This is a genomic window from Phycisphaerales bacterium (assembly GCA_029268515.1).
Classification (GTDB): Bacteria; Planctomycetota; Phycisphaerae; order Phycisphaerales; family SM1A02; genus JAQWNP01.
The window spans coordinates 1-17,139 of record JAQWNP010000020.1 but is presented as its reverse complement, the minus strand read 5'-3'; the positions used below and the strand labels follow the sequence as shown (position 1 = coordinate 17,139).

Genomic DNA, 17,139 nt, shown 5'->3' with positions numbered 1-17,139 from the left:
ATCAATGGTTCGACAATTTTCTGATAGTGATGGGTAGATAGTGTGGCAACACAAAATACGGCGGCAATACTATTGATTAGCAAGGCTTAGTGATCATCTTTATTCTTGGGAATCTAAAGGAAAAGCCTGATTCTCAGTGGCTTAGGCTTGCCTTTGTCTCAAATATTGCTGCAATATACCTGTTCCTACAGAACATCTATAGATGGAATCAATGTCATTCAGGCTTGGTGGGGTGATGAAGCGAGTTGTTCAGTGGGAAAGCGGCAGGCGAGGTTTGCCTGGACGCTTAGGTACCGAAGGAGTATGTCCGCGTGCGATATCTTGTAGCTTCAATCTTTACGGTCATTTTATCTGTCTCTGCTGCTGGAGACACTATTCATGTGCCCCTTGATCACACGTCGATTCAGGGCGCCATTGATGCTTCGGTTGATGGAGATCTCATTCTCATTGCTGAAGGCACGTATAACGAGTTTAATGTTGATCTTAGTGGCCGGGCCGTCACCATTCGCGGCGCAGTTGATGTGCTGGGCGCCTCGTTGGTTACAATTGATGGCCAGGACAATGGTACGGTTGTCTTATGCACCAGCGGCGAATCGGCATCAACCATCCTTGAACATATCAATATTGCCAATGGTTTGGTATCGCCTGCAGGTGCGGGAATGCTGATCCATAACTCGAGTCCAATACTTCGAAATGTTAGCTTTATTGAAAACACCAGCGCTGTCGGCGGCGCGGTCGAGATGTTGAACTCTTCAGCTCAACTTGAGCAGTGCAAGTTTGAACAAAACTGGGGCGGCTTTTCTGGCGGGGCTTTATACATTGGGCAAAGCAGCTCGCCAACGCTCACTGACTGTGTCTTTGAGGGTAATCAATCGAGTACTGATTCTGGTGGAGCGGTGTACAGCGATGACAGTAGCCCGACTTTTAACGGGTGCATCTTTAATGACAACTCGGCCACCGATCATGGTGGTGGCATGTATGTGACCGTGAGCCAAGTGGTGCTCAATCAATGTGTATTTTCAAACAACTATGGGAATCTCTATGGTGGCGGATTGCGCAGTGAATCGAGCGCTGTGACGATCTCTGGATGCCAGTTTGAAAACAATCGATCGCAGGGAGGTCAGGGTGGCGGTCTTTACTTTGATGGTGGCAGCCTTGCGATGGACAATACCAACTTCGTTTTGAATACAGCCTTGAGTTATGGCGCGGCGATGTACGTCCGTAGCTGTACCGGCAGCATTGCAGACTGTCAGGTGGCCAATCAGGTCGGTGGCTTTGCGATTTTTACCGCCGGTAGTGAAGTGCCTCTGTTTGAGCGTTGTGATATCGAAAAAAATAGTGGTGGGGGTATCTGGGACATTGGTCCTGCCCAGGCCACCTATGAAGATTGCCGCGTCGTCAACAACCTGAGTGGTGGACTGTTCACAAATCGATCGACCCGTCTGATCAATACGGTCTTATGTGGAAATGTCGGCCCACAAATTCGAGGCTATTGGATCGACGGTGGCGGGGCGTGTGTTGACTTTGGCTGTAATGATGTTGATGGTGATGGGGTGCCAGATCACTGTCAGTCGCCAACCGGTGATGGTGTTCTTCATGTGCCTGGCGAATACAACACCATTCAAGAGGCCATCGTTGATGCAGGGTATGGAGATACAGTGCTGGTTGGACCAGGTACATGGACGGTCTCTGGCGACGACACCGCAGTCATTGCCACTGGTAGCAAGCCAATCACCATTCGCTCTTCACATGGTGCTGCCCAAACCATTCTTGATGGTGAGGCTACGTTTGGCGTCGTAAATTGCGTCGGAGGCGAAACCGCAGCGACCATCATTGAAGGTTTTACCATTACCAATGGTTCAAGCTTTCATGGTGCCGGGGTGTATGCTGAAAGCAGTAGCCCAACGGTGCGTCACTGCAACTTTGTTGAGAATCATTCAGTAAGTCAGGGCGGCGCTATGTACATTTTAGATGGCAGCCCACTGATCCAAGACTGCTCGTTCAAACGCAATAGCACTGGGTTCAAAAGTGGTGGTGGCATCTTCACGTTCTTGGGTGATCCAACCATTAATGGTTCAACATTCTGTGAGAATCAGCCCAACGACATTGAAGGCCTATTTAGTAGTGATGTCGCCAACGAATTTCTGGAAGACTGTCCAGTAATCTGCCCAGCTGACATCAACGGCGACTTGGTGGTCGACCTTGCAGACTTTAGTGAGCTGTTGATTCAGTTCGGTCAAAGTGGCAGTGGCTTGTCTGCTGATATCAACGGTGATTTGACGGTTGACGTTCAAGATTTCTCGCAGCTACTGATCAACTATGGCAACAGTTGCGATGCTCCAGCGCGGGCGGCGCCGGCCCCAGCGAAGCAGAAACGTCGTGGACAGGTGGGACGTGTGTTGGCAGGCTAAAGGTTCAATAGTGCATAGATGATAAGCCGATGAAACTCTTCCCAGGTCTTGGCCAGGAAAAGCTTCATGTATTGTAAGGCGTGCCATTACAACCTCCGGTCGACGAGCACAGGGCCATGTCCTGAATGTGGCCGCGCCTTCAATCGCGATGATGCGAAAACATATGCCCTATCAACCGATCGCTTGCTGGGGCCTCTGTCATGGCTCACCATTATTGCTTCTTCGATACCATCGATGTTGATGATCAGTATTCTGGTGACGTGGTGTGTCGCGGCGTTGGTGCTGGGGCATTGGCCCGTTCCATATCAAGATGATCCCAAGTACATCAATAATGGCTTGGTCACCTTTTGCTATTGGGTGACCATGATCTTGATAATCATCGCACCGTTTGCAGTGCTTGCCACCGTCGTGATGCTAATTGTCCTTTCTAAGGGCATCGCGAAGGTGCCACGTCGAGGTCGTTGTTTTCTGACTGTGTTGGCCATCGCGGTCGCCAATATTGCTTTCGCCTACGTGGTGATTCGCTTTGTGTTTCCATCTGAGATTGGCGATTGGTTGATGGACTAATCAGCGCCGCCAGTTGGATCATGGCACCTCTGAGGCCCGCTAGGCGTGCAAAAAGCCATGGTACAATTGGCCGTGGCCTTGGCTGCTTTGCTGATGGCCGCTCGCGGAGACGTTCGAGAAGAGAGACTCGGGACACAATTAAAAAAGAGGGTGAGCGATGTCGAAAGTTATTTGGCAAGCAGTCGGTGTCTGTGTGATGGCTTTGACGGTGATGGCCCAAGCGGACACGCTTGATGTCTGTCCTAGTGGCTGTACGTATGACACCATTCAAGGGGCCATTGATGCAGCAGTTGAAAACGACACCATCGAGATTGGGCCGGGTACCTATTTCGAGAACTTAGCGATTGATGGCAAGACACTGACACTGGTCGGTCTTGCTGGAAGAGACGCCACCATTGTTGATGCCCAGTTTGATGGGCGCTGTTTAATTATTGAGAATGTCACTGGTGTGACCACCATAAGTGGGATCACTTTTCAGAAGGGGTATCTCGGAACTATAGGTATCGATTTTGATTGGTTGGGTGGAGGTGTTTATGCAGAGAACACCATACATCTTTACGATGCTGCAGTTTTAAAGTGTATTGTTAGCAACAAAAGTGGGAATAACTTTCTATACGGAGGGGGTCTTTATGTCGGTGGTGAAAGCAGTCTCTTAGAAAATGTACTTATTCAGGGAAATCGATGTGACAACTGTTCGCTTAGCGAAGGCGGTGGTGTTTTTATCTCCGCCGACCACTGTAAGCTGATTAGATGTTCGGTCGATGGAAATCAAACATGCAGCAATGATTGCAGCGGTGGTGGTTTAGGAATTTATATACAAGGTCAATATTGTTCAATTGAAAATTTACTTATACGCAACAACAGTGTGGTAGGTACTTCCACGGCCGGCTGCAACACCTTAGGCGGTCTGGGATCAGATTGGCCTTTTACGCTCGAAAATTCTGTGATCTGTGGGAATGAAACAAGTCAGATAGTTGGCACCTTCGCCGGCTCGAACAACCTGATTTCAGATGAGTGCGACAGTGAAAGTGGGCCGCGCGGTGCCTGCTGTCTCGATACCGGATGTGTCGATGTCGACAACCAATACCACTGCGCCTTGCTCGGTGGTGTCTTCGCCGGCCCCTACACCATGTGCGACGAAATCGACTGTGATGATGAAAATGCAATGGGCGCCTGCTGTCTTGATGGCAACTGCGCCTTTACTCTGGAAACAGTCTGCACCGCACTCGGCGGTGCGTTCCAAGGCGCCTTTGTGACCTGCGGCACCACCTCTTGCACACCACCGCCACCTACAGGGGCGTGTTGTTATGGCGGCAACTGCGCCAGCCTCACTGAAGAAACTTGCCTGGCACTGCTCGGTCAGTGGCAGGGGGCCGACTCACCATGTGAGGCGATTGATTGTTCCATTCCACCTGCGACCGGCGCGTGTTGTATTGGAAGTGGATGTGTCGTGGTGACCTTAGCCGAGTGCTTCGCAGCGCCAGGCTATTATGCTGGTGATGACACCACCTGCGCGGAGCTCAATTGTCCAGCGGAGTGCCTCGCCGATCTCGATGGCGATCTCTTGGTTGACCTTAATGACTTCACGCTGTTCTTAATCAACTTTGGCAACAGTTGCGATGCTCCAGTGCGAGCGGCTGTGACTGGCGCTGAGCGTGCACTTCAGCGCCGCCAGTTGGTTCCTGTGAACATGGCACCAAGTCGCCCTTAGCGATTCGGCGTCAGAGCTTGCGCCAAATACGGTCATTATTGTGATTCCAGCGGTTTAAAGCTGGTGGAGTTTTCCGGCCACCAACAAAGAGCGCTTTTGAGCGGCCCAAAGAGCCCTGGCAAATGCCGGCGTCGCATGGTGGTTGTTCCATGACGGCAGACGTGTAATGGCGGCAGGTGAGCTAGAAGAGCTTTAAAAACTCACGTAGCAGGGTTCGGAAGAATGTTCGAATTCGTCGCATCGTAAATGGCTCCTCTGTCGTGATTCAGAGAATTGGATCATAGCTATAGATATGACCCTGGGGCCCTCGCCTTGCGCAAGAAGTCGCGGCTTTCAGGTATTTTGTGATCAATCAATGTGAGAAAATCATTTAAAGACGGCTCATTGCCTCATCACAGAAAAAAGAACGGTTTGTTTTGTAGCAGAAATAAAAAAACATTTTCTCTGTCCTCTGACTGTGAGGTAGATCGCAGGAACTTTTGAAGTGGTTCCAAAAGATACCTAGCTAAAAGTCTGAAGAAATGAGGTAAAGAAAATGTTGAAGTGTTCAGAAGCCATTCCACATGGCCAACATATCCAATTGAAAAATTCAAGCGTCATCAGCGGAATAATCGGTTGTTCGCTGGTTTTGGCATTGTCCCATTCCTCCTTTGGCCAGAGGGATGCGACAGTCAATCAGCGTCTCTCTGCGCAGCCATCGTCGAGCACCGTGTTGCACGTAGATGTCAACGAAGATGGTCAACAGGACCTGGTATTGGCTGATCCCGGCACGTTCGGCGAAATCGGCCAAGTGTCAGTTTATTTCGGGGCCAATGGTCGAGACGCGGTCGCGAAAGGCAAGCCTGATCTGGTCATCCAAAATAATCAGAATGCAGTGGTGGTGAACCTCGGGGCTCATCTCTCTTTTGAGAGGGATTACAACAACGACGGTTACAACGATCTGCTGGTATCCGGCTGGCATCAGACGGCTGTAGACGTATACGCGCCGGTCGCTGCAGTCTGGGATCTACATCAGAGACAGCTCCTGGGTTGGTTTGATGCTGAGAGCCTGGCGGGTATGCAGAAACGACAGCAGCTTGATCTCAACGAGAATGGATTTATTGATTCAGATGACTTGGTTCGATCTGTGACGCTTGCAACTCAAGAAAACACAGCAATCGGCGCGTCGCTGGATCTTGAGTATGGCGAGTTTGCCAATGAAATCATGATGCACATGTACTCAAGCGTGGTCGAAGCGCCTGAGGTCAGTCCCTTAGCTGATTGTTTCGACTGTCCAGAACCTTGGGAAGTTGGCGATGAAAACGATCAGTCTGGTGGTGAGGATGTTGATTATGGTGGGGAGCCAGATGACCATGAGCATGGTGATGGCGATGGTGTGGATCCTGAAGAAATTCTCGTTGACTGTGATGGGGATGGAATTCCTGACACCTCATGGCCAGTTGGTATTGCCATCGAAGATTGTGATGGCGATGGTGTGCCGGATTCATGTGAAGAGGATTTAGACCGCGATGGCATCCCTGACGATTGTGCTTGTGCTGCAGATTGTCTCGAGGGGCCGTTGTATATGGGTGACAAAGATAATGTGTATATCGATTTCACCTGCTGGGAAGCATGTGACAAAATCCAGTGGAAAATAATCAGTGGTGCTGAACTTCTTGATGCCCATCAACCAGTGCAAAATCCATATTCGGGTAACTGCGCTTATTACATTCGAGCGCTCGAAGATGTTGCAGGTTCAGTGACGGTTCAAGCAACGGATTCAATTGGATGTGTGTATACCTGGACAATTACAGTACAGCGGTATTGTCAAGGTCAGTTCAAATATCGTGCAGGCATTCCCTGGAGTGGTATTGCGGGGATCGCTCTGGCGGATCATCCCATACCTGGCACGATTCCCATATCTGGTTCTTATGCCTTCGGTGTCTCTGGTGATGGGCTGGCCCTCACAACAGATCGACTAATGGTGGGCTCGGATATTGCCGCCAATGGCTGGTTCAACTTTTCAATACTCAGCCCCGCGGGGCAAAATGGGCAGCACTTTTATCGTCGCTCTGCGGTTGGATTCGGCCACATTGCGGGTGGTGGTCCGCCGCCTTATGCCGTTCCATTTACGCCAGCGAATTCAGCTGCGTGTCCTTGGCCTGCCAACACGCTTGCGTTTCCAGTCTATGTTGCACCAGTTATCCCACCGGCGATAGTCAATACGAATGTCACACTTGTGGCTGGTCCATTTGTCACAGGCCATCTCAACAATGGTGTCTTGGCCAGATCATCACATTTCGAGTTTATGATCCATGGATCACCATTCAACATACCTAACCTTGTGACGCCTCCGATTAGAATATGGGTTTGGGGGATACCTGTCACTCTTCCGGCATTAGATGTGGGGCCTGTTCCCGCAATCGATGGGCAAATTAAGATTAGGGTCGCCCAGCGTTGTGATCCAAACACCGGGATGCTACCTGCAACGTATACCATCACTGGCAATCATGATGGTTTTCCTGCACATCGCGTATTCATGACAGGTCAAGCGAATCCGGTCTACTCATGGATACCAGCAATGCCTAATGAAATCGTCAATTTAGCAGGCACATTGGATATTCCGATTGCGCCGGCAAGAACGGGGCGAATGATCGGCGTTGCAGGCACATGCCCATGATCTAAGCAGCACCCATCGAATGATTGATACGTGGAGCTTTACTTCAGGCCGCGGCGAACAGGTTCAATGTTCGCCGCGGCTTTCTTTTTGGTGATCAATCAATGTGAGAAGATCATTTAAAGACGGCTGGCTGCGTTATTCTCGCAAATGATCTCTCAGAGAAGAAGTCGATGGTCATGGCAGATGGCCTTGGGGTCAGGGGACCACTGCCGTAGCAAGAGTTTTTTGTTCCGGATCTTCGGAAACATCGGGTGTAGTTGATGTCTTGCTCGTATCCACCTTGTGATTAGGCGTCCAAGAGCGACTGGAATCGAGCGTGTGCCCGACCCATTGCCGGCTCGCATCGCCCCAATGATTTGCCGGCCAGGATTGGCTGGTCGCTCGGTTGTGAATATGGTCGCCTGCCTGACGATTCTCAGCGGCAGTTCTGTTTTGTGCTTCCATAGCTGCCAACTGCTTGTGATAGTCTCGTTTCCACTCATAACACAGAAATGTCCATCGCAATGGACCATCGCTCGCTGGCCGGTAGAGTTGATCGAGGGTGGTCGCGAGCTTTTCAATAGAGTCATATGCTTGGTAGGGAGAGATGGCTACTCGCTGCGAGAGACCATTCAAAAAGTTCCCGTGGGCATCAATGCCGCTTCCGAGTTTTATATAGGGATACGCTGCCTCTAGAAGTGGTTTGATATCCAGGCGAGGTGGTACTTGATCAAAAGGGCCATCGAAATAGCCATTGCTTTGGACATTGGCATTGAGGACACCAACCAAGATTTCACGTTGGGTCTCTGGATCGAGATAAAAGACAAAGCGAGATCGCGTCCCAATCTTTAGATCCATTCCGCCGGGAGTCTTGTAGTTGGTAAAGCTCTCTGGTTGAGCAGCAGAGACTGATCGAACATAAAAGAACATGTGATCGATGGTGTTATAGAGAAGGTGTAATGTATGCCCAGACTCATCGAGAATGCCTGAAATGTAGTTTTCGCCTTCAAGTATGGAAAGTTCATCAGCTCTATCAAATGGTAGGGTGTTGAGAGTAAAGACCGTACGCAAGTCTTCAAAGCTCACGATGTATTGATTGGGAAGCGGTCCATCTTCAATCGAAATGTCTTGGCCATCGATGAAGGTGCCGATTTGAATGGCACCTCGCGGCATGAAGTCATCGAAGTAGCCTATATGCAGAAAGCCATCTTCAATTTCTGTAAAGCGAAGGTTGCCACTAACACGACGATGCCCAAGATCGAACTTGTAATAGAAGTATCGCTCTGTGGGATAAACCGTTGCTTGAGCACCAGTGGTTTCCAGGATCAGTCGTAAGACAGATCGAGGTTCGTTGAAATCAACGGTTCGGGTCAGAGTTGTAGAGGCAGCACGTAAGGCTTGGCCTTCAGAGGAAAGAGAGCTATCCAACGTCATATCTTGGCGCTCTGTGCCTTCCCACCAATGTTCGAGCAAATCCTGATTCAGTAGTACCGTACTGGGTGGTTGAGCAACAGCGATCGCGGTGATAACTAAGGTCGAGATGACTAGAGAGAGTAAATGCATGGACTGATACCTCGATGAAGATCATGAAATGAAGGACATGCCACAGATTAAGTCTCAATCAGGGGCCATCGGGAATCACAGGAATGTCAGGAAGAAGATCCATAACCTGATTGGCACTTGGTATCCATGCGTGATCCGGCGGGAAGGGGCCTGGCCCAGGAGGCTGTGGTTCACCCCAACTATTTGATTGTTCAACGTTATGGTTGGGTGGCCAAATGCCTGGATAAATATCTGGCCAGTAGTTTGACGCTTGTGATGAGTGATTTGCGGGCCAGTTATCACTAATATTTCCATTGTGGGCGCCAGGATTCCACGTGCTCGATACTAACTGGCCATGATTCGGCGGGTATTTTCGGCTGATAGATTTCAAATGCGGGGCATAGCTATTAGAAACAAGTTGGGTGTGATCACCTATCACAGGTCCGATGCCAAGTCTAGATTCCTCGTAATGGTGGCTTGGTGGCCAAAGGCCTGAGACCGCGTTGTCATGAACAGTCTGACCCGATGGACCAGAGGCATGCTCAGGAGGTGGCCAAGTATTGCTTGCAATGCGGTCATGATTAGGTGGCCAGCGTTCACTGACCTCTGTTTGGTGAATTGGTACACCACTATGGGTCAGTCCATGGCCGACAGGAACTTGTGGTGTCCAGTCTTTGGAAACTAAGAACGTGTGATTCGATGGCCATGCTTCGTTTTCAGAATTCAACGTTCCATGGCTTCCCACCTGCGTCGGTTGCCAGTTAATCGTCAAGGTGTATAGGTGATTTCCTGGCCAGTTTCCGCTTGAGTACCACATGTGTGTTGTTGTCCACAAACTGGTCCACCAATGGTGTGTATTTGGCGGATAAGTTCGACTCACTCCAATCGAGTGATCGTTGTCTGGCCAAGTATCGCTATCTTCAGAAGAGATACCTGCGGAGTTGCCTGATGCGCCAGAACCACCAGGAGAAGATGCAGCGCTTCTGTTGGCATAGCTCTCCCAGGGTGTAGGTACGGGGTCCTTGCAAGATGCAATCCTCAGTTGGCCGGAAGCTTTTTGCTCTTGGTAGTGCATGAAGCGGTCAAAGACCGCATAGGACAGTAACTCCACATCTGATACTACGGTATGCCCAATGTTTTCAAGGATGGGTCGTAGATCTCTTGCGTCAACTTTTTGGTCACCATTAACATCAGCCTGACCATTGGTGCTCGAGAATTCTGAAGTCAGCCTCACTAAGTCGCGTCCATTGACAGTTCCATTTCCATCAACATCATTGATGCTCGTAAGCATTGACTTCTGAATCAAAAGTAAGACATCTGCACCTGAATAGAAATCATCCCCATCAAGGTCAGTGGATCTCTCTGCATTAAGGTCAATGCGCATCGCGAGTGCGATGGCGAGGTCATTAGGTGAGATCTTACAATCGCCGTCGAGATCCTTTGCGAGAAGAGAAGATTTATCGAGTACCAATGAATCAAATGAGGCCACAATATTATTGGAGTCAGCCAGTGCAGTGAAGGTTGTGATGCCTATTATTCCACTAGCGAACAAGATGTTCCGAGATCGTTTCATGTTCAATTGTCTCCTATGCTGCTGAGATGGTTTTGGCACGTATATTCATACCCTGCGGCGAGAAGATCATTGGAAAACAACGGCTAATTTTGTCCAATGGTGGAACCATGCGCCGCATGTTAAAACGCATGCCAGCGGTTTTTTATCCATAATGCCATCGCCCCCATTCGGGGAGCCTGTTACCTAGCCGTTACAACACATGCGGATGTCTGAGGTATCGTTACCACATATCAACTCTAAAGGAGCCCTCGAAAATGAACACCGCTGCAGACCGAATCATCGCCCTTGAATCTCAGCTTCGTATTCTCAAAAGAGTCCTCTATGCCGCCTGTGGTATTGGTTTGCTGGCCTTATTACTGGCGGGCACCTCCATGACTTCTTCCTCTGACCGCTTGACCGCTCGGGAGCTGCTGATTCGAAATAAGGAAGGCATGATTGCTGTGGGTATTGGGGTGCATGCTTCAGGCACTGGGATGATTAGCATTTTCAACAAGCATGGCATGCCCGTCGCATCTCTGAAGGTGGCAGAAGAAGGCGAAGGTACGGGTCGGCTGGAAATTCGCGGTGATGATGGGGAAACCGTCGTTGGTTTAGGCGCTGGGCCCAAAGGCAATGGGGGCGTGATGGTTCGTAACAATGAAGGTCAGACGGTGGCAGCGTTGACATGTAATACCAATGGAGACGGATCAGTGTCAATACTCAATAAAAATGGCAAAGCTATTGGTGGTATTGCTGCAACAGCTGGTGGTGATGGCGGCCTCATCTTGGCAGATAAGAATGGTAAGACTGTCCTGACCTTGCCTCAATAAATTTTGAAGGAATGGGTGGTTTGATTCGCCAGCGGGGGGCGACAATCGCAGGGCTGCAGCATGTTGCAGTGTCATCTGTGTCGTCGTAACATTGACCCATGCATATATTAGTCATCAACTTCAATTTGAATGGTGTGAGTCGCCCCGAGTACGAAGCAGTTTGTGACGAAGTCGCGGGCGATTTTGCTGAATGTTCAGGTCTCATCTCTAAATACTGGCTTGCCAACGAAGAGACCAATACCTATGGCGGCGTGTACGTCTGGAAAGACGAGCAGTCAATGTTGGATTACAAGAAGTCAGAACTCTTTGATGGAATTGAGAATCACCCAGCTTTCGCCAACGTGACAGTGACCGACTTTGAGGTGTTGGCATCGCCTACAAAAATCACTCACGGCGTTGGGGCATGAGCATGGCAGTGCTGTCTAGGCCTGTCATCGTTCGTTGACCTTCAATATAAAACTGCTTGTGTCTTAAGACCTATTACTCCTTCCGGAGTGAAGATGTTTTCTGCGCATCCAGTACTTGAAAGAGCCACAGTGTTGATGTCATAGAATCAGATCATTTGCCGAAGCCTTTTTTGAGGCCATGGGCCAAGTTTATCTCTGATCGCTCGCGTCATTGCCTAAAGCAGCGCTAAAATTTTTTTTGAGGCCCATAAAGCGCTAGGCCAGTGTGTTTTCACAATCGTTACAAAAAAAGACAATCGTTCGAAGGTAGGTGTTTTCGCTCTTTATGGTGAAAGACGGCAATCGACTCACGAACAAAGCCGTCAGCATATGGAGATAAAGGCATGGATCATTATCAAGAAAGCATCTCTAGCAGATCCCATCAAAATGGTTGTATGACAAGGCACAAAATTGGCCTCATGGCCGGCATGCTTGCATTATCACTATCTCAGTTCGTGGTTAGTCAGGTGGTCCAGCCGCAAACGACAACTTCATCTCTTCGTGATGCAAGTCAACAGCAATCGATAAACCATCTGATCACCGACGTCAATCGAGATGGTATTCAAGATCTTCTTGTGGCAGATCCTGGCCAGCTCGGCACGTCAGGAAATGTAATGGTCTATTTAGATGTAAGAAACAAAGCATCTATTGTTGGCAGAACGCCTTCGTTTCATATCAACATTGAACATCCGCTCGTGTTTAATCTGGGTGTTCATATGTCGGTGGTAAGAGACTACAACCAAGATGGCCATCATGATCTTCTTGTAGGTGGTTGGTATCAAGAAACACCTGAGACCTATGCACCTGTGGTTGCTGTGTGGGATATGGTTGATGGGCAGCTACTTGGTTGGATGAATAATGAGGTGTTGTCAGGCATCGAACATCGACAGCAGCTCGATCTCAATGAAAATGGCCTCATTGATCCTGATGATCTATTGCTGGGTCTCACATCAATAAATAGATTAATGGATGCAATAGGTGAGCGGCCTCATCTTCATCAAGCAGACTTGGTTTACCAGATTGCAAGTCAGATGTATGCATTAGTGGATTGGCCCTCGCAGTTGCTTCTTGATCCAGGTGATCCATGCAACAACTGCTTGCCTCGTTCAGGTGAGCCTGATGAGACCGATCCACCGGGTGGTGGTGCGGGAGGAGGTAGTGGTAATGGTAACGGCAGTGGTGGAAGCGGTGGACCTGGTGGTCTTGCATTTGATTGTGGTGTCGATGGTATTAATGATATTTTTCTTCCCGAAGGAACGCCCATCGAAGATACCGATGGCGATGGCATCATCGATGCGTGTGAGATCTTTAATGGTGCCCCTGATTGCAATCAAGATGGCATTCCTGATGAATCTCAGCCAGAGCTCGACTGTGATGACAATGGTGTACTTGACGAATGTGAAGAGGGTGGTACTGGTGGTTCAGATGATGATTGCGATGGCAATGGTGTCAAAGACAGTTGTGAACTTCCAGGCAATGACTGTAATAACAACGGTGTGCTCGATGTATGTGAAGTCACCGGTCCTGAAAATGATTGTGATGGAGATGGTATTCTCGATGAATGCGAGCAAGATCTAGATGGCAATGGGGTACCCGACGATTGTGAATGTCCGGCGCCTTGTCTTGATGGGCCACGCTACATGGGTGATAAAGATGATATTTATATTGACTTCACCTGCGGTCAGAGCTGTAGCAGCATTCAGTGGGCAGTTACCTCGGGTCAGAATCTTTTGTTTAATGATCTTGACACCGTCAATCCATATAGTGGCAAGTGTGCTTACTACATCGAAGCACTCGAAGATGTAGAAGGTGTGGTGACCGTACAGGCCACCGATGCCAACGGTTGTGTCTACTCATGGGACGTAACTGTGCAGAAGTATTGCCGTGGTGAATTTAGATACCGTGCTGGTATTCCATGGTTGGGATTGCCTATCATGCCAAAGCCACTTGTTGACAATAGTACATTCGGGACCCTCGTCATCGGTGGTGGTGGCGATGGGCCTGGGTTGCAAACAGATCGCGTGTTGGTGGGTGCAGAAATTGCGGCCAATGCCTGGTTCAACTTTAACATTATGAGCCAATGGCATGCTTCCGTGACACCATCGACATTAGGTTTGGGGTATGCCAAACCAATGCCGGCTGGAATGCAGTACTGCACACCAATCACCAAATGGCTTCGTTACCCAATCTTTACAGGATGTCCGGTCAGACCGAACACAGCTGATACCAATGTCACATTCGTCAGTGGTAGACTCACAGGTCATTTAAACCAAGGGATCTTGTTTCGATCATCTAAATTCCTGTTTGAAATACATTCCGCACCATTTAATATTAGGCGAATCAGAATACCTACAGCTCTCGTTTGGCTCCCTGGAGTGCTTATCTGGGGGCCTTATATCGACATTAAAGTGATTCCACATATTGATGGACAGATCAATATTGAGGTCATGCAGCAGTGTGATCCACAGGCCGGGATGCTGACAGCAACCTACCGTATCACTGGTACGCATGATGGATTTCCTGCCCACCGTGTATTTATGACCGGCCAAGTCAGTCCAGTCTATTCATGGATTCCAACTTCGCCTTGCCAAGTCATTAGTTTGACTGGAGTAAACCCGGTCACGGCCGGTCCGGTCGGAGGAGCGATGAAAGGCGTTGATGGAGAATGTCCCTGATAAAAATAGCTGATTCATTGTATTAAGATGGCCATCTTAAACTGGTCAAAGAATGCACAAAATACGCAGCCCCGGCTTCAACGCTGGGGCTGTGTGCATCGTAATTTTGAATTGTTGTTCTAGACGACATGTCGTGTAAGCCGTTTAAGACAAAGCTCAGTCCTTGTCTGGTTATGGTAATGCTACTGAACTGATAGCCTTCATCGAAGTCTATAGGGAAGCTGTTCTTTGTGATCTGGTATTGGTGCCTGTTCGCAAGCATGTTCGCCACTGTGCTGAAATGGTGATCAGTGCTTCAAATCATTACGCGCCTAGAGATTCTACTAAGGGTGTGTTGTTTCAGGCGTGTTGTTTTGGATCGCTTGATAGAGTTCCCACTGCCCATACTGCCTGGCGAGCTCATATTGTGAAAGAAATTGGATGCTTGGTTGACTCTTGCCGCGATAAATAATCTGTTTAATATGAGGATACGCAAGATAGGCATCAAGCTCGTTTGTCTCACAAAAGATCGGCAGCACATCTGACTCAACTGTTCGTTGAATTGGCCACAGAGGATAGTCATACATTGCATTCACGCTAATACCTTGATGCAGTGTTGTGAGGTAGTTACCGAAGTGAATAAGAGCTTCTGGGTCTCCGCGGTAGGTGGGGTCTTCGATGTAGAAGCCCACAACCTGATTATTATGATCTTCTGGTAGAACAGCAAGGAAGTCTTCTTGCTCGCTTTGGAAGCCGGCAAAATGTTCGATCCATAATCCAGTGTAGAGGTAGGCAACAAAGCATCCAATGACGATGAGTATGCGCTGATCTCGTCGTGACCAAGGTCCCATTGCCAAAAGTAATACCAATCCAATGAACACCATGAAAGGAAATCTCTGATAAACCCACATGGCCGAAGGCGGCAAATTAAACGGTCCAAAACACACTACGAAGCAGGCAGTGGCGGTGACGCATACCGGGACCAAAGCTGGTGCTTGAGCCAGGCGTTTCAGCCAATGATCGCCAGCGTCTTTCGTGCGAGCGCGAAGCCATACGATCATTCGCCATGCCGCCACGCTCAATACCACTACCTTAAAGAAAAGGCCAATGTATGGTCCGATTGAGGGATTAATGAGCACTCGATTGTCAAGGAAGAGCCAGTCAGAAAATCTCGTGCCCAGTGTTGACCAATAAATCCGTTTGTAATACGAAAGCAGTGAAATCAAGGTGGTCGGAGATGACTCTCGACTGGTATACCAGATGGCGATCATGATGGTCCCTGGAATGATCGAAGCGAAGCCAAGAAAACAGAGAGTGGGTTGCTTTCTGTAACGTATTAAGATCGTAAGAACGATCATCATTGCGGAAAAAACAAAAACGAAGACGTGTGCCCAGGAGGCTAAGAAAAACAAAAGTGCCAGAGCGATCCAAGACAGCCAAGATGGTCGCTGGATCCAAATGAAAAGGGCAAGAATGGTCGCTAATAAAAAAGGAATAGACATCATGAACTCTGTGAAGCCATAAGCCACCGTGAAGCTGTAGAGAAACGGAAAGCTAAGAAGAACAGCCCATTGGTTGCCTCCGGTGACTCGAATGATGCTCCAAATCAACAAGGGCGTCACGATCACAAAGAGCGTGAAAATAATGTGGGCGGCAGTCATTGGGTGGCCCAAAAATCCTGAGGAAACAATATGTAAGTGCAGGGTGTTAGGCCGTATGCCTACATCAAGATCAAATAGTTCTTGATACGGTGTTCCTGCTTCCGTGTATTGACTAATGATTGAGGCCGCTGCTAAGTGGTTCGCTGTGTCTGGAAAAGGTTTGATCGAGACCGAATTCACAGCCCAAACATTTAATAGGATGAGACTTGCGAAGATGATCCAAAAGGGCAGCGATGAAGCCCAGGTGTTGGTCAAACCATTCAGGTTGGAGTTGATTGCATTCATATGCATTGTTAGTGGCTGCCTCAGTTGCCATCTTCATCGGTTTGTCGTGAAAGAGAACTTTGCTTTCTGTTTTATTTTGTATTGGGTTTGACACGGGGTTTCTACTGATAAAAGACTGATGGTGTCCAAATCACTGGATGGTTTCTTGAAATTTAGGCCGATGGTCAGTTTCATCCTCTATAGGGATGAGCCCTGAGAGAGTCTCAACGCAGCAACATCACGTGGCACAGTCCCGATCGCCAAACTGGCAATTGCATTTCACATCGGAAGCCTACGAAATCAGCTGAATTCCAACCGTGATGTTCAAACATGTATTCAGTCAGTGCTTGGTGGTGCAGCTGTAGCTTCTGAGGAATTACTGGACAACCGTCCTGATTTCAAAGGGATTGCTTGGTTCCAGTGGGTAGATGACCGCTGGAAAGTAGGTTCAGAAAACTACTTTGGTCTGAACACATTTCAGATTGGCAATGTTTCCTACACCGTAAATGGAGCTGTCAACCTCTGTGGCGGTTGGGACAGTTGGGATGCAATTGCAGGCGGAGTAACTATCGATCCGCTGACTCCAGTTCCTTTTTCAGGGGACATGAACATTCTTGAAAAGATCAAGAGCGTGTGGATGCCTACCCAACTCGTAGGCGATGTTAACGCAGATGGTGTTATTGATAACGTCGATCTGGATGCCCTGCGTGAACTACTCGGAATATGCCCTACAGATATCAACGTTGATGGTGTTACTGATTTAGACGACTTCAGCTTGTTCTTAATAGGCTTTGGCACCACATGCGATACACCGGCGCGTGCGGCACTGATGGGCGCCCACGATTCGCTACGGCGTGGCGCAC

The 17,139-nt window shown here is 48.9% G+C and carries 11 protein-coding genes; 8 read left to right on the top strand and 3 right to left on the bottom strand.

Features of this window, described 5'->3' with window-relative positions:
• Nucleotides 1–311 precede the first annotated feature (311 nt).
• From P8J86_12875 to P8J86_12860, 4 genes are all read left to right on the top strand, one after another.
• Nucleotides 312–2,411: a right-handed parallel beta-helix repeat-containing protein gene (locus tag P8J86_12875; GenBank protein ID MDG2055583.1), complete on the top strand. Its 2,100-nt coding sequence runs from the start codon at nucleotides 312–314 to the stop codon at nucleotides 2,409–2,411.
• Between the two features lie 66 nt (nucleotides 2,412–2,477).
• Nucleotides 2,478–2,978 carry a hypothetical protein gene (locus P8J86_12870; protein MDG2055582.1) on the top strand — a complete coding sequence of 167 codons (501 nt, stop codon included), beginning with the start codon at nucleotides 2,478–2,480 and terminating at the stop codon, nucleotides 2,976–2,978.
• Between the two features lie 157 nt (nucleotides 2,979–3,135).
• Nucleotides 3,136–4,689 carry a hypothetical protein gene (locus P8J86_12865; protein MDG2055581.1) on the top strand — a complete coding sequence of 518 codons (1,554 nt, stop codon included), beginning with the start codon at nucleotides 3,136–3,138 and terminating at the stop codon, nucleotides 4,687–4,689.
• 535 nt (nucleotides 4,690–5,224) lie between these two features.
• Entirely contained in the window at nucleotides 5,225–7,348 is a 2,124-nt protein-coding gene (locus P8J86_12860; GenBank protein ID MDG2055580.1) for a hypothetical protein, read from the top strand.
• Nucleotides 7,349–7,543: 195 nt separating this feature from the next.
• Here P8J86_12860 and P8J86_12855 read toward each other — a convergent pair whose 3' ends face one another.
• Together P8J86_12855 and P8J86_12850 are read right to left on the bottom strand one after the other, a co-directional pair.
• Entirely contained in the window at nucleotides 7,544–8,890 is a 1,347-nt protein-coding gene (locus P8J86_12855) for a hypothetical protein (protein ID MDG2055579.1), read from the bottom strand.
• 58 nt (nucleotides 8,891–8,948) lie between these two features.
• Entirely contained in the window at nucleotides 8,949–10,442 is a 1,494-nt protein-coding gene (locus P8J86_12850; protein MDG2055578.1) for a dockerin type I domain-containing protein, read from the bottom strand.
• A gap of 254 nt (nucleotides 10,443–10,696) precedes the next feature.
• On the opposite strand from P8J86_12850, the gene P8J86_12845 reads away from it, so the two are divergent.
• From P8J86_12845 to P8J86_12835, 3 genes are all read left to right on the top strand, one after another.
• The gene (locus P8J86_12845; protein MDG2055577.1) at nucleotides 10,697–11,251 is read left to right on the top strand and encodes a hypothetical protein; all 555 of its coding nucleotides are present in this window, start codon (nucleotides 10,697–10,699) and stop codon (nucleotides 11,249–11,251) included.
• A gap of 98 nt (nucleotides 11,252–11,349) precedes the next feature.
• A complete protein-coding gene (locus P8J86_12840; GenBank protein MDG2055576.1) occupies nucleotides 11,350–11,658 on the top strand; it encodes a YdhR family protein in 309 nt (102 codons plus the stop codon).
• 434 nt (nucleotides 11,659–12,092) lie between these two features.
• Nucleotides 12,093–14,372 carry a hypothetical protein gene (locus tag P8J86_12835; GenBank protein MDG2055575.1) on the top strand — a complete coding sequence of 760 codons (2,280 nt, stop codon included), beginning with the start codon at nucleotides 12,093–12,095 and terminating at the stop codon, nucleotides 14,370–14,372.
• A 323-nt stretch (nucleotides 14,373–14,695) separates the two neighbouring features.
• Here the strand turns inward: P8J86_12835 and P8J86_12830 are convergent, their stop codons facing one another.
• Nucleotides 14,696–16,303, bottom strand: a complete 1,608-nt coding sequence (locus tag P8J86_12830) for a hypothetical protein (GenBank protein MDG2055574.1) — start codon at nucleotides 16,301–16,303, stop codon at nucleotides 14,696–14,698.
• Between the two features lie 316 nt (nucleotides 16,304–16,619).
• Here P8J86_12830 and P8J86_12825 point away from each other — a divergent pair.
• A partial coding sequence (locus P8J86_12825) for a hypothetical protein (GenBank protein ID MDG2055573.1) occupies nucleotides 16,620–17,139 on the top strand: 520 nt, incomplete at its 3' end.